This is a genomic window from Vibrio sp. 10N.286.51.C3 (assembly GCF_003050065.1).
GTDB classification, from domain to species: Bacteria; Pseudomonadota; Gammaproteobacteria; order Enterobacterales; family Vibrionaceae; genus Vibrio; species Vibrio crassostreae.
Genome location: NZ_PIGC01000005.1, coordinates 159,316 through 173,290, shown reverse-complemented (window position 1 = coordinate 173,290; position 13,975 = coordinate 159,316). Strand labels below are relative to the sequence as shown.

At 43.8% G+C, this 13,975-nt stretch carries 15 protein-coding genes; 8 read left to right on the top strand and 7 right to left on the bottom strand.

Annotated elements, in window-relative coordinates; all coding sequences use genetic code 11:
* Nucleotides 1–207 precede the first annotated feature (207 nt).
* Entirely contained in the window at nt 208–1,002 is a 795-nt protein-coding gene (locus CWO27_RS07335; protein WP_102433198.1) for an ABC transporter permease, read from the top strand.
* 354 nt (nt 1,003–1,356) lie between these two features.
* Here the strand turns inward: CWO27_RS07335 and focA are convergent, their stop codons facing one another.
* The gene (gene focA / locus CWO27_RS07330) at nt 1,357–2,199 is read right to left on the bottom strand and encodes a formate transporter FocA (RefSeq protein WP_048614492.1); all 843 of its coding nucleotides are present in this window, start codon (nt 2,197–2,199) and stop codon (nt 1,357–1,359) included.
* A 362-nt stretch (nt 2,200–2,561) separates the two neighbouring features.
* Nucleotides 2,562–3,869 (bottom strand): ATPase, encoded by a 1,308-nt coding sequence (locus CWO27_RS07325; RefSeq protein WP_102433199.1) that lies wholly within the window; start codon nt 3,867–3,869, stop codon nt 2,562–2,564.
* Between the two features lie 257 nt (nt 3,870–4,126).
* Between CWO27_RS07325 and CWO27_RS07320 the strand changes: the two genes are divergently transcribed.
* The 3 genes from CWO27_RS07320 (at nt 4,127) to CWO27_RS07310 (ending at nt 5,984) form a co-directional block, all read left to right on the top strand.
* Nucleotides 4,127–4,357, top strand: coding sequence for a TIGR02647 family protein (locus CWO27_RS07320; protein ID WP_017630468.1), 231 nt, complete (start codon nt 4,127–4,129; stop codon nt 4,355–4,357).
* Nucleotides 4,358–4,471: 114 nt separating this feature from the next.
* Nucleotides 4,472–5,326 carry an NAD(P)H-binding protein gene (locus CWO27_RS07315; RefSeq protein ID WP_107898763.1) on the top strand — a complete coding sequence of 285 codons (855 nt, stop codon included), beginning with the start codon at nt 4,472–4,474 and terminating at the stop codon, nt 5,324–5,326.
* Nucleotides 5,319–5,984, top strand: a complete 666-nt coding sequence (locus tag CWO27_RS07310) for a YdcF family protein (RefSeq protein ID WP_102433201.1) — start codon at nt 5,319–5,321, stop codon at nt 5,982–5,984. The genes CWO27_RS07315 and CWO27_RS07310 overlap by 8 nt, the downstream gene beginning before the upstream one ends.
* 125 nt (nt 5,985–6,109) lie before the next feature.
* Here the strand turns inward: CWO27_RS07310 and CWO27_RS07305 are convergent, their stop codons facing one another.
* Both CWO27_RS07305 and cysS read right to left on the bottom strand, forming a co-directional pair.
* Nucleotides 6,110–6,688 carry a thymidine kinase gene (locus tag CWO27_RS07305; protein ID WP_048658319.1) on the bottom strand — a complete coding sequence of 193 codons (579 nt, stop codon included), beginning with the start codon at nt 6,686–6,688 and terminating at the stop codon, nt 6,110–6,112.
* 97 nt (nt 6,689–6,785) lie between these two features.
* Nucleotides 6,786–8,171 (bottom strand): cysteine--tRNA ligase, encoded by a 1,386-nt coding sequence (cysS, locus tag CWO27_RS07300; protein ID WP_102433202.1) that lies wholly within the window; start codon nt 8,169–8,171, stop codon nt 6,786–6,788.
* 190 nt (nt 8,172–8,361) lie between these two features.
* Between cysS and CWO27_RS07295 the strand changes: the two genes are divergently transcribed.
* The 4 genes from CWO27_RS07295 (at nt 8,362) to CWO27_RS07280 (ending at nt 11,652) form a co-directional block, all read left to right on the top strand.
* Entirely contained in the window at nt 8,362–8,856 is a 495-nt protein-coding gene (locus tag CWO27_RS07295; RefSeq protein WP_017060275.1) for a peptidylprolyl isomerase, read from the top strand.
* A gap of 77 nt (nt 8,857–8,933) precedes the next feature.
* On the top strand, nt 8,934–9,668 hold the full coding sequence (gene lpxH / locus CWO27_RS07290; RefSeq protein WP_102433203.1) for a UDP-2,3-diacylglucosamine diphosphatase: 735 nt from the start codon (nt 8,934–8,936) through the stop codon (nt 9,666–9,668).
* Nucleotides 9,669–9,791: 123 nt separating this feature from the next.
* Nucleotides 9,792–11,009 carry an EAL and HDOD domain-containing protein gene (locus tag CWO27_RS07285; protein ID WP_102433204.1) on the top strand — a complete coding sequence of 406 codons (1,218 nt, stop codon included), beginning with the start codon at nt 9,792–9,794 and terminating at the stop codon, nt 11,007–11,009.
* A 118-nt stretch (nt 11,010–11,127) separates the two neighbouring features.
* Nucleotides 11,128–11,652, top strand: a complete 525-nt coding sequence (locus CWO27_RS07280; protein ID WP_102433205.1) for a YchJ family protein — start codon at nt 11,128–11,130, stop codon at nt 11,650–11,652.
* Between the two features lie 183 nt (nt 11,653–11,835).
* Here the strand turns inward: CWO27_RS07280 and hisIE are convergent, their stop codons facing one another.
* From hisIE to hisA, 3 genes are read right to left on the bottom strand one after another with little or no spacing between them, the layout of a single operon-like run.
* The gene (gene hisIE / locus CWO27_RS07275) at nt 11,836–12,486 is read right to left on the bottom strand and encodes a bifunctional phosphoribosyl-AMP cyclohydrolase/phosphoribosyl-ATP diphosphatase HisIE (protein WP_009848800.1); all 651 of its coding nucleotides are present in this window, start codon (nt 12,484–12,486) and stop codon (nt 11,836–11,838) included.
* Nucleotides 12,483–13,256 carry an imidazole glycerol phosphate synthase subunit HisF gene (hisF, locus tag CWO27_RS07270; protein ID WP_017630683.1) on the bottom strand — a complete coding sequence of 258 codons (774 nt, stop codon included), beginning with the start codon at nt 13,254–13,256 and terminating at the stop codon, nt 12,483–12,485. Before hisF ends, hisIE begins: the two co-directional genes overlap by 4 nt.
* Complete coding sequence (gene hisA / locus CWO27_RS07265; RefSeq protein ID WP_012604374.1) at nt 13,238–13,975, bottom strand: 1-(5-phosphoribosyl)-5-[(5-phosphoribosylamino)methylideneamino]imidazole-4-carboxamide isomerase; 738 nt, start codon at nt 13,973–13,975, stop codon at nt 13,238–13,240. The genes hisF and hisA overlap by 19 nt, the downstream gene beginning before the upstream one ends.

Genomic DNA, 13,975 nt, shown 5'->3' with positions numbered 1-13,975 from the left:
GCTCATCCAAAGTTGTTTTTAGTTAAACAAAGTTATTAAAAAGTATTAACAAATGTGAAGAATTAAGTATATTTCACAAATGTTAAATTCCAACACTCACACAACCTTATTGTAACCAATTTTAACGTTTTACCTACTAAGTAGTAGCTAAAAATGCATCATTTGGCACTTTCAGATATGATGGGGACCTACTTAAAAGGAAGCTCTATGCAAGACGTTATTGATATATCTTGGTGGCAGTTGTTGCTCTTCGGTTCACTTCTCTTTCTGCCCATTGCCATCAACCACAAGCTGAAACTCGGCCTTGGAAAAGAAGCCTCTATTAGCATCATTCGCATGGTTATTCAGCTGTTTCTTGTGGGTCTTTACCTAGAATATTTATTTACTTTGAATAGTTTGTGGGTCAATTTGTTGTGGTTATTTGCCATGATAATTGTCGGTGCGAGCTCGATTGTTGAGAAGTCTAAGCTACCGAGACAGCTATTATTAGCGCCTGTTGCCGTAAGCCTTGCCGTAACCTGTGTACCCATCGTCTTGTTTATCTGCTTTTTCATCATTAAACCGACACCGCTTTTTAACGCGCAGTACCTTATCCCGATCGCAGGAATGTTATTGGGTAATAGCTTAAGCAGTAATATAGTGGCATTGCAGAACCTGTTTGGTGCTTTTGAAACACAGAAATCAGAATATGAAGCAGCAATCGCGTTAGGCGCGTCTCCCTCCTACGCTGCAGCACCGTTTGTACGCAATGCAATACAGAAAGCGATGTCCCCTATCATGGCCTCTATGGCAACCACAGGCTTAGTAACGCTGCCAGGAATGATGACAGGACAAATTCTTGGGGGGGCGTCACCGATGATCGCGATTAAGTATCAACTGATGATCATGCTGGCGATTTTCGTGATGATGAGTTGCTCTTTAGCGCTTGCCCTTCACCTCTCATTGAAGACTTCCCTGACCAAAGAAGGTCGAGTCCTCGCTCAAATAAAACCGGCAAAATAGCCTCTCTACTCCCCTTAGATCTGGTTACTCACTGAATTTGAGACAGGTTATCCACAGAAATTGTGGATAACCAAATCAAGATAGATCCTTTTTTGTCCACTTTCACTCGAGAAAAGATCATTACCGTTGATCCTTCGGTGTTTTCAAAGAGATATACACATATGGTGAGCAGCGCTGTTGAGTGTTCAGATGATCATTAGAGGGGTGAAGAAGTAGGTTTTCCACAAATAAAAAACGGCCTGCAATGCAGACCGTCTTGTAAATGTCATAAGTCAGTTCAGTGTTTCCACTGAGCTTTAGCGCATCTCGTCAACTGAGTTAAGTACGCCACTTTTGTTGATAGAGCCACCTTTATTAGTCACGCAGGTAGATCAACCAATACCACATGCCGACAAAGATACCGCCACCAATGATGTTACCTATAGTAACGGGCAGCAAGTTGTTCATCAGAAAGTCCATCATGTTCAGGTCAACGTAATCCGCAGGGTTAGCGCCCGTCATTGTCCAGAATTCAGCAGGAGCAAATGTTTTAATGCCGATAGCTAAAGGGACTTGGAACATATTCGCAATACAGTGCTCGAAACCAGCTGATACGAACATCGCAACAGGTAAAATCATTACCGCGATTTTGTCGGTAAGTGTACGTCCACTAAACGTCATCCATACCGCGATACAAACCAATACATTACACATGATACCAAGCGCGATAGCTTGGATAAAATCATGGTGCATCTTGTGTTGGGAAATCGCCATTGCATTTAAACCAACCTGGCCATGGTCAAACATGTACTGTTTAGTCAGAAGCATACATGCCACCAGCAACAATGCGCCAATCAAGTTACCTACATAAACCGTAGCCCAGTTCTTGACGAGCGTGCGCCAAGTAATTTTACCACTTGCACGAGCAACCAGAGTAAGCACCGAACTGGTAAATAACTCACCACCGGTAACAACAACGAGAATTAAGCCCAGGCTAAATGCAAGGCCACCTAATAGGCGAGTAATACCCCAAGGCAAATCACCAGCACCGGTCGTTACGATGGTGTAGAACACAAACGCAATACCGATATGGATGCCAGCTGAAATCGCTAGGAGAAAAGATTTGATTGGATCTTTAGTTGCTTTACCTACGCCAATATCTGCAGCGCGCTCAGCCATTTGTGGCGGTAATAATGAGTCAAATTGGTTTAGATTCATGATGATTTACATTTTGAAACATGTCGTCGGGAGCGCGATAATCCTCTCTTTCATTTCTGAATTCAAGAGCTATTTTAAGCTCGAATTTCCTTCAACAACTAAGAAAACGCCAAACCTTCAATGATATTGAAATTTCTTACGACTTTAGTAGTAAAAAGAAAACTCTGATGAATGAAAAATTACCAACGATAAAAACAACACATCTATAAATATCAACAAGTTACGTTAAAACCATAAGAATGACGTACACTATAGCCGTGTTTTGAGAGCTTTTCTTTTCAGATTTTGACATAGATCAACAGAACGTAAAAAAGCGCCCTGAGGCGCTTTTAAGTCAGTCACAAATAAAGACATTGGTTATGCTAAACCGAAGGTTCAATCACTTCTTCTGATGATAGTTCTAGAGCCGGGTTCTCTAGATTTGTTTCAATACTCGGCGAGATCGCATCAGAATCACTTTCGTTGGCAACTTTACCACCTAAGCTTTTCAAACTATCGACTAGTTCTTCTAAGCTTTTTATGTGAGCATCGCTCTTCGTAATCTGCTCACCGAGCAACTCACTATGCTTGGTTGCTTCAGACAATTGCTGTGCTTGCTTCTGGTTTTCAGATTCCAGGTTAGCCAATTGCTCAGTCAAAGTTTCAATCTCTGACTTTAATAGCCCTGTCATGTCGGAGCTTTTTAACGCTTTAATACTCGCTACAATCTTTTGAGATTGCTGACGTAACCCAACATCACGGTAATCTTCATCATTGACGATTTGTGAAATACTCAGTAGTTGGTTCTCTGCATTCAAAACCGACTGTTCGAACTTGTCGCCTTTTACACTCGCCAGCACTTTGACTTCATGAGCGACACTGCGCACGTGGTTCAATTCAAACTCAGCAGCGTGAACCGCATCTTCAATGATCGACTTTTCACGAGGGCTGGCTTTCACTTGGCTTTCGGCCAACGCAATTTGAGATGCTGCCTTAGCAAAGGTCAGCGGAGCAACATCATAAAAATCTTCATCTTCCAAGAACTCTAATTCGTTCTTCAAAGGTTCGATGTATTTCTTATGCGCCACTTTAACTTCTAGTAAGCGAGCATTGTTAAGAAACTCCACCTGCGCTTCTTGAGCGTCTTCAAGCTCATCGACCAGCACATATTCGAACAACTCGCTGTATTCTGAATACAAACGTTTGTAGCTCGAAGTAAACATGGTATCTGCGCCAAGAAACTTCAGGTAATCCATTTGGACAATCGAATCAGCGAGTACTCGGTCAGCCTTCTTCTTTAACACTAAGATCGAGTCATAATTTGATTTGATCAACGCTATTTTTTCATCAAAGGCTTCAGCGTAAGTCAGGCTCGAAAAAATGGAGTAGCTCTTGGTTATCCGAGTTTCGTCTTTCAGTAAGTCCGCATAAATGCTTTCAGCATCATCCCATGCGTCTAATAGTTCATTGTAATTCTCTGGTGCATAGAGAGACAATTGAGCATGGTCTTCAAGCTTAACTTCCCATTCGGAGTAAACGCTTTGGACAGACTGAAATGAACGGACCTCTATTGTAGATTCATTATTGTTGTTTGTGGTTTGGTTCGCGTCTGTCTGCTCTGAGGGTGTGCTTTGACAACCTGAGATAGCAAATAGCATACTGATCGTTAATGCTACTTTGTTCGCTCTCACTTATGCATATCCTTTTTATACAATATTCGCTCAATGCAAATTATTTCTAGTCACAATATATTACAACCACTTAGCAATAAACATCATTGATGATTTAAGTGGGTGCAAATCACCCAATATAACCAAAATAAACCCATCACTCGATGATTAATCAATCAATTTGGTATCACTTATCAATTCTCCTTATTTGCTATTGCCTGAGCCGTGAATGCGCACTAAGGTGAAGGTAGAGAACGTTATGAATATATAGGTTAATTATGAAGTACAACGCTGAACATATTGCTGATTTAAACCTCCTTCTTCAATTTGATGTAAGTAGCGCTGCTACTGGAATTAAAGTTCATCAAGAGGCTGCTCAAGAAACTCAAGACGCTGTTAAGCGCCTATTCGAAAAAAACCTTTGTACTCAGCCAGACGGCGGTTATTTAACAGATGAAGGTATCGAGATGGCAGAGCGCGCAGATAAGCTACTTCGCGTACTTAAATAAAGCTCCATTGTTCTAGTAAAAACTCCACTCGCTTCGGCCGTGGAGTTTTTTCATTTTTGGGCCAAGGTTTGTTAGGCTTATTGTAAATCCATAGCTTGTCGTTGTGAGGTACAGATGGCTTCTATATTTATTGTCGGTGCAGGATGGGTCGGTGCACCTTTATCCAAACATCTAGAAAAACATGGTAACCGAGTGGTGGTCACGAAAACGACCCAAGCGGGAGCGGAGGCCATTGGTAACGAACGAATCCCATGTGAAGTGTTTAGTTTTGACTCATCAAAGCCAGAACAGACTATCGGGCGACTCTATTCACTGTTACTCGAAAACAACACTGAAATTGTAATTGGCAGCTTCCCTCCTGGCTTTAGAAAAGGAGCAGGACAAGAGTATGCCGACTACTGGCAGCAACTCACCAATGCATGTCAAAAGGCCAACATTAAAAAGCTCATTATGGTCAGTTCAACTACGGTATACCCAACCAAGCCGTGTGTGTTGAATGAGCTGGATGCATCGCTCCCCCTTTCAACCTCAGGTAACGAGAACGCATCTTCATTTTCCGATAACGCGCGAATCATGCTGCAAGCTGAACAGTCAGTGATTGATTCAGGTATCGACTACACCATTCTTCGCTTTAGTGGATTAATAGGTCCAAGTCGTCACCCATCAAGGTTTGCTAGTAAGCTAAAGCAAGTGAGCACTCAAGCTCCAGCCAACATGCTGCACCTTGATGACGCGATTGGCGCTGTCGATTTCGCTATCAGTCAGCTGCACAACGAAGTGGTTAACGTGACGACGCCAAATACGGTCAGTAAGGCGGAGTTTTATGCCGCAGCACTGAAAAGCGCCAACAGCAGTGAGCCTCTACCCGCTGTTGTTGATACCCCAGACAAATTAATCTCTTCGAAGAAGATTCTCGATTTAGGTTATTCATTTAAATTCGAATCCACATTGGATGCACTTCATGACTGAACAATCTATGGCTAACAAATATCCCAACACAAAACTGCACCGCTCGGTAGACACCCTTTGGAACTTTATGTCGATGGGTCACAAGGTTACGCCTTCAGACTGCATCTTTGTATTGTGCAGCAATGATACTCGCGTCGCTGAATATGCAGCTGAGCTTTATCACCAACAGATCGCGCCTTACATTGTTTTTTCTGGTGGTGTGGGACGCTTTACCGAAGGAAGCTTTGAGCGCTCAGAAGCTGAAACATTCGCTTCTATCGCACGAGATTGTGGTGTGCCTGACTCTGACATTATCATAGAGAAACACGCGACAAACACTGGGGAAAATGTCCGCTTCACTCATGAGTTACTGAAAGAGCAAGGGTTATCACCGAAGAGGCTAACCTTAGTTCAGAAGCCCTTTATGGAAAAACGAACTTACGCGACCTTTAGTAAACAGTGGCCTGACGAAACGTCCGAGATAACCGTGACATCACGTTGGCAAAATTGGGATGATTACTTTAATGAAGAGTTGCCGTTAGACATGGTGTTAGGTGCATTGATTGCTGATTACGAACGAATCAAATCCTACCCAGAGAAAGGCTTTCAGGTTGAGATGCCCATCCCCGATGACGTTGACCACGCCTATCAAGCATTGAAGAAGCTCGGATTCGAATAAGTCTCCAATAAAGTAAAAGCTAGGCTTGGCATAAAGTAAAAACATAAGTTCAGTAAACAAAAACGGTGACACTTGGTCACCGTTTTTCATTCTTTCCTGTTAGTAACAACAGCAAATAGTTTTGCTTATTTACCTAATGCTTCTTTGTAGTGCAGACGGCAAACAGAAACGTATTTGTCATTGCCACCAATTGCCACTTGATCACCTTCAGCGATCGCGACACCGTGCTCATCGGTACGAATAACCATGTTCGCTTTACGGCCACAATGACAGATGGTTTTCAGCTCCACCAGCTTGTCCGCCCAAGACAGTAAGTAACGGCTACCTTCAAACAGCTCGCCCAAGAAGTCAGTGCGTAAGCCATAACACAGCACAGGAATATGAAGTTTATCCACTACTTCTGTAAGCTGATACACCTGCTCTTTCGACAAGAATTGACACTCATCGATCAACACACAGTGACGCTTCTCTTCGTCGTTCAGCTTTTTGATCGCATCAAACATGTTAGTGTCATTTTTAAAAAGTTGAGCTTCAGATTGCAGACCAATTCTTGAGCTTACTTTACCGATACCATAGCGATCATCCAATGCAGCCGTGAAGATCACTGGCGTCATACCACGTTCTTGGTAGTTGAATGACGATTGAAGAAGCGTTGTTGATTTACCCGCATTCATTGCCGAGTAGTAAAAATACATCTGAGCCACAGAAATATTCCTGTTAAATAAAATTGAATATGAAAAGGTGAAATTAGAGAATTTTTGCTAGAAAAAAGGGCTGAAAATCAGCCCTTTTTTATAAGATTTACTTGCGACGCCAAGTCGTACCTTCTGGGCCGTCTTCTAGAACGATGCCTAACTCGTTTAACTTATCACGTGCAAGGTCGGCATTTGCCCAATCCTTTGAAGCTCGAGAGTCGTTACGCAGTTTGATCAACGCTTCGATTTCAGCCACTTCGTCATCGTTACCAGCCGCATCACCTTGTAGGAAGGCTTCTGGCTCTTGGTGAAGAATACCGATGATGTCCGCTAGTTCACGCATCAATGCACCAAGTCCGCTTGCTTTTTCGATGCTTTCAGGCTTGATACGGTTGATTTCACGCGCCATTTCAAACAGCACTGAGTAAGCTTCAGGCGTGTTGAAATCATCGTTCATCGCAGTAGAGAAGCGAGTTACGTACTCTTCGCCACCAGCAGGAGCTGCGGTAAGGTCTAGGCCACGAAGTGACGTGTATAGACGCTCTAGCGATGCGCGAGCTTGGTTTAGGTTGTCTTCACTGTAGTTCAGTTGGCTACGGTAGTGACCAGACATTAGGAAGTAACGCACTGTTTCAGCATCGTAGTGTGCTAGCACATCACGGATAGTGAAGAAGTTACCTAGTGACTTAGACATTTTTTCTCTGTCTACCATCACCATGCCACTGTGCATCCATGTGTTTACATAGTCAGTACCATGTGCACAGCAAGATTGCGCGATTTCATTCTCGTGGTGTGGGAATTGTAGATCTGAGCCGCCACCGTGGATATCGAAGTGATTACCTAGAATAGACGAGTTCATTGCTGAACATTCAATGTGCCAACCTGGACGACCTGGACCCCATGGTGATTCCCATGTTGGTTCACCTGGCTTAGACATCTTCCAAACCACGAAATCTAGCGGACTACGTTTTGCAGAGTCTATGTCAACACGAGCGCCAGCTTGAAGCTGATCAAGGTCTTGCTTAGAAAGCTTACCGTATTCTTCGAACTTCTTAACTTCGAACATTACGTCGCCGTTACTTGCAACATATGCGTAGCCGCGTTCAATCAGCTTTTCAACAAGTTCGATGATTTCAGTGATGAAATCCGTTGCACGAGGTTCAACGTCTGGACGCTTCATGTTCAACGCATCGAAATCAGCGTGCATTTCGCCGATTAGACGATCAGTCAGAGAGTCACAAGACTCGCCGTTTTCGTTAGCGCGCTTGATGATTTTGTCATCAATATCTGTGATGTTACGAACGAAGTTCAAATCGTAACCAAGGTAACGAAGGTAACGAGTTACTACGTCGAAAGAAACGAACGTACGACCATGACCAATGTGACAGAGATCGTATATGGTTACCCCACAGACATACATGCCGACTTTGCCAGCTGTAATTGGTTTGAATTCCTCTTTCTGTCTTGTGAGCGTGTTATATATCTTCAGCATGATCTCTATCTATTTTGTGTATTAATCAAAAATAAGCTCGCAGTATAACAAGTCATACCTTAATAGGTAATCCCCAAAAGCAGGAATTACCTCAAACATCTGAGTTAAGTGAATGATTTGATGATTTGAAAGTCCGCCAACATGCGCTAGAATTCGAACTTCATATTAAAAAGACAGTAAGGTAACAATCATGATCATCCTTCACACAAATTTTGGTGACATCAAAGTTCAACTAAACGAAGAAAAAGCACCAGAAACAAGCGCAAACTTCCTACAGTATTGCCGTGACGGTTTCTACGACAACACACTATTCCACCGTGTTATCGATGGTTTCATGATTCAAGGCGGCGGCATGACTTCTGGCCTTAAAGAAAAGGCAACTCGTGCAACTATCAAGAACGAAGCAAACAACGGTCTAGCGAACAAAGTTGGTACGCTAGCAATGGCTCGTACTATGGAACCGCATTCAGCGAGCTCTCAGTTCTTCATCAACGTTAACGACAACTCTTTCCTAAACTTCCGTAGCGAAAGCCTAGACGGTTGGGGCTACTGTGTATTCGCAGAAGTTGTTGAAGGCATGGACATCGTAAACAAGATCAAAGGTGTTAGCACTGGTTCTATGGGTATGCACCAAGATGTACCTCTAGAAGAAGTGATCATCACTGGTACTACAATCGAAGCTTAATTCATCGCTTTCGGTTAGTATTGATGAGCCGATAAAATCAGGATATAGGGAGCGAATCGCTCCCTTTTTTTAGACCTATGAAAACATATTTTATATCAGATCTGCACCTTGCTCCCTCACGACAAGACATCACCGACTGCTTCCTAACCTTCATGAAGAACGAAGCGGTAGAAGCGGATGCACTCTACGTATTAGGTGACCTTTTCGAATTCTGGATTGGTGACGACGACAAAAGTGAGTTCGCGACTTCTATCCGCCAAGCATTTATTGATTTGGTAAAAACAGGCGTACCTTGCTACTTCACTCAAGGTAACCGTGATTTCCTTGTCGGCAAAAAGTTTGCCAAGCAAACCGGTGTGAAACTGCTAGACGAAGTATCGACTATCGATATTTATGGCCAAAAAGCGGTTGTGTTACATGGTGATACTCTATGCACCGAAGATGTAAAGTATCTCGCCTTCAGAGAAAAAGTACATCAACCATGGCTTCAATGGGTCTTCAACAGAATTCCATTTTTCATCAAGAAGAAGATCGTCTCGAAGGTTCAATCCGATATCAAAGATGACAAGCAGACTAAGTCTCTCGACATCATGGATGTGACACAACAAGAAGTCGAAGATGTGATGGAACGAAACAACGTTGATCTGATGATCCACGGCCATACTCATCGTCCAGACATCCATACATTTAGTGCCAACAATTGCACTAAAACCCGTATCGTACTTGGCGATTGGTATACGCAAGGTTCCGTGCTGGTGTTCACGCCGCAAAGTTTTGAACTACAGAATCGAGCGTTTAGCAATAGCTTTTAACGTCACTCTTAAACTTTCAGTTTGATTATTATTGTCGGTCAGACTTTCTTAGAAAGTGTATGGTAATTTCTACTGAATTAGCTATTATCTCTCTACCAGAAATAAACCGAACACAGTACCAAGTTGAAATATTCATACGTAGCGCGTCAACCAATACTCGATTCAGACAAGAAGACCATAGGTTACGAGTTGCTATTCAGGGATGGTCCTAAGAACACTTTCCCTGAAGTAGAGCCGGAGCTCGCTACTAGCCGTTTGCTTTCCGATCACTTCTTATCGACCCACTATAATACGTTGGGTGATAAGCTTGGGTTCGTGAACTTCCCTTACGCAAGCCTAATCAACTTGGTCCCTACTCTGTTTCCCAAAGAAAGCCTCGTTGTAGAGGTTCTTGAAGACTGCGAACCGACAGACGAGTTACTTGAAGCAATCAAAACTATCTTTGATGCAGGTTATACCATCGCGTTAGATGACTTTGTACCAAGTAAAGCTTGGAAGCGCTTCTTACCCTACGTTTCGATTATCAAGTTCGATATCCGTTTGACGCCAATTGCCAAAGCAGCGATGTTTATGAACTCACTCAAAGGGCTAGATATCAAGTTCCTAGCTGAGAAGGTAGAAACGTACGAAGAATACCAAGAAGCGAAGAAAGCAGGCTTCACTTACTTTCAAGGTTACTTCTTTAGCAAGCCAGAAATGATCCAAACGCGTGCGCTCAACCCTGCATTCCTGACGACCGTTCAGCTGTTAAAAGAGATTGCACACGACCCTATCGACTTTGGTGAAGTAGAGCGTTTAATTACGCTTGATGTGACCATGTCGTATAAGCTACTTACCTACGTAAACTCTGCAGGTGGTTCAGCAACGACGATTCGCTCATTCCGCCAAGCGCTTATTTACCTTGGCGAACAAAAGCTGCGTAAGTTCGTTTCTCTTGTGGCTATCGCCTCCGCGAAAGAAGATAAGCCGGACTCTCTCTATGGTTTAGCGGTAATACGCGCACGTCAATGTGAACTCTTAGTCGAGAAGATGAATGTTAAGGTTGAGCCTGGACAAGCCTTTTTGACCGGTATGTTCTCTCTATTGGACTCACTCTTTGACCAACCATTGAAACAAGTACTCGATTCAGTGCCGATCGACGTAGAGATCAAACAAGCCTTAATTCAACGTAAAGGCGTGTTAGGTGCTGTGTTGGCGATGGTGGTTGCTTATGAACAAGCTCGTTGGGATGAAGCGACTCGTATTCGCCAGCTTCTCAAACTGAGTGAAGCTCAACTTGGTCAAGCTTATGACGAAGCGACGACTTGGGCCCAAGAACTATTATCTCCAGCCCTGAAATAGCGTAATTCACACAACAACTTCAATAGAAACTTAACTTTGGTGAGCGATCGTTTCTTGGTAAACTCCCACGCATTCATTTATGGCCTCTTAATAGAGGCCATTTTTACAGGATCTGACTATGTCTTTATGCCCATGCGGTAGTAATAATACTTACCAACAGTGCTGTGAATCAGCGCACCTCGATCACAGCTCAGTTGAAACTCCAAAGCAGCTGATGCGCTCTCGTTATTCCGCGCACGTTTTAGGATTGGTTGATTATGTAATTGCTACCTATCACCCTAGCTGTGATGCTGAGTCGCAAAGAGAAGGCATTACCGAATCTATCGACAGTGATTGGGCAGGTCTTGAAGTCATCGATACGGCGGCAGGCTCGCACCAAGACGAAGGCTTTGTTGAATTTAAAGCTTACTTCAATGAAGACGGCGCGCAGTACTGTATGCAAGAGCGCTCGCGTTTCGTTCGTGAAAACGGCCTATGGTTTTATATCGATGGCGAGTTCCCAGAGCAAGAAAACGAACATGAAAAGCTAACAGAACCAGAGATTGACCCTCGCCTAAACCAAACCGTAGAGAGCTTCAAGATTGGCCGTAATGACCCTTGCATTTGTGGTAGTGGGAAGAAATATAAAAAGTGCTGCGGGTAATACTGAGATTTAAGGTAGCTAAGCGCTGAGATAGATTCCTGATGTCACCTAAGCTCCTCGGAATGACGATGTTCAGTGCTTTTAAAGTAGATTAATATCTTAGATGATTAAAAAGCCCCGTAAACATGGTTGTTTACGGGGCTTTTATCTATTTTTTACGCGGTTCGATAAATCTAAAGAGGCTTACTTATGACGCTCTTTAAGTTTATTTACCACGTCGTTCATCGATAGGCCTTGGTCTTGAAGAAGAACCATTAGGTGGTAAATCAAATCTGCTGATTCACACACTAGTTCCGCCTTATCGCCCGACGTCGCCGCAAGCGCGACTTCAACGCCTTCTTCGCCCACTTTTTGCGAAATACGCTTGGTGCCACGGGCATATAGACTGGCAGTATAAGAAGACTCAGGGTCTGCGTCCTTGCGGGCAGCCAGTAGCTGCTCAAGCTGATGAAGCCACACCATCTGAGACTCTTCTTGCTTGTCTCCATCCCAACACGTTGTTGTACCTGTGTGGCACGTTGGACCAATGGGATTAACTTTAACCAGTAAAGTGTCGCTGTCACAGTCCAAGGCGATGTTTTGCAGTTGTAATACGTTGCCTGACGTTTCACCTTTCGTCCAAAGGCGCTCTTTGGTGCGAGAGAAAAACGTCACATTGCCAGTTTCACCTGTTTTCTCAAGTGCTGCTGGGTTCATGTATCCCATCATTAACACTTGGCTCGATTGGTAATCTTGAACAATAGCTGGTACTAAGCCATCTACTTTTTCCCAGTTAATACGCTCTGATAATGCGCCTACTTCTGTTTTTGATAAGCTTGCGGTTTCAAAACTCATAGTCGCACCTCTACATCTTGTTGTTTTAAATACTGTTTAAGTTCACCAATATTGATGACTTGCTTGTGGAATACCGAAGCTGCTAGCGCTCCGTCCACGTTGGTCTTCTTATAGGCTTCAGCAAAGTGCTCCATTGCACCTGCGCCACCAGAAGCAATCAGAGGTACATTGCATACTTCACGTACCATGTTTAACTGTTCGATGTCATAGCCGTTACGAACGCCATCTTGGTTCATCATGTTTAACACAATCTCACCTGCGCCACGTTTCTGTACTTCCTGCACCCAATCTTTGGTTTCCCATTTGGTCGCTTTAGTACGCGCCTCATCGCCAGTGAATTGGTAAACCTGATATTTACCGGTTTCTTTATCGAAGTATGAATCGATACCGACAACAATACACTGCACGCCGAACTTATCAGCAAGGTCAGTGATCAATTGAGGGTTAGCAAGTGCAGGCGAGTTGATCGATACTTTATCGGCACCAAATTCAAGAATGCGCGCTGCATCTTCTGCTGATTTAATACCACCAGCAACACAGAAAGGAATGTCAATCACTTCTGCTACGCGCTTCACCCAGCTTTTATCGACGACACGGCCATCACTCGATGCCGTGATGTCATAAAATACGAGCTCATCAGCGCCCTCTTCCGCATAGCGCTGTGCTAACGGAACGATGTCGCCAATGATTTCGTGGTTACGGAACTGAACGCCCTTCACCACTTGTCCGTCACGGACATCCAAACAAGGGATTATTCGCTTTGCCAACATGCAAATGCCTCCTCTGCGGTAAACTTGCCATCAAGTAACGCACGACCAACAATCACACCAGCAACACCGCTGCCTTTTAGAGCTTCGATATCCGCTAAGCTGCCAATGCCGCCCGATGATTGGAATTGAACCTGTGGGTATTGTTTACAAAGGTCAACATAAAGCTCGACGTTTGACCCTTCTAGCGTGCCATCACGTGAAATGTCAGTACATAGAACGTGTTTAAGACCCACTGTTAGGTAGTCTTCAATCAGCGCTTCAATAGTCACGCCTGAATCTTCTTGCCAACCTGAAATTGCCACTTTACGTGTGCCGCTTTCATCGATGTTGATGTCCAGAGCAAGCACGATTTTTTCAGCGCCGTACTTTTCCATCCAACCTTTAACCAGCTCTGGTTGCTTAACTGCTGTAGAACCAACCACAACGCGCTGTGCACCAGCTTCCAGTAGGTCAACGACATCTTGTTCGTTACGCACGCCACCACCAATCTGGATGTTCGCAGGCGTGCTAGCAAGTAGCTTAGCAATCAAGTCTAACTGACGAGCCGTTGTGTCTTTTGCACCCGTTAAGTCAACAAGATGCAGCCAACCTGCGCCAGCTTGGTGATACAGGTTAAACTGCTCTGCTGGGTCTACTTTGTATTCTGTTACTTGCCCGTAGTCTCCTTGGAATAAGCGAACTACTTGACCTTCAATTAAATCTAACGCGGGAATAATCAT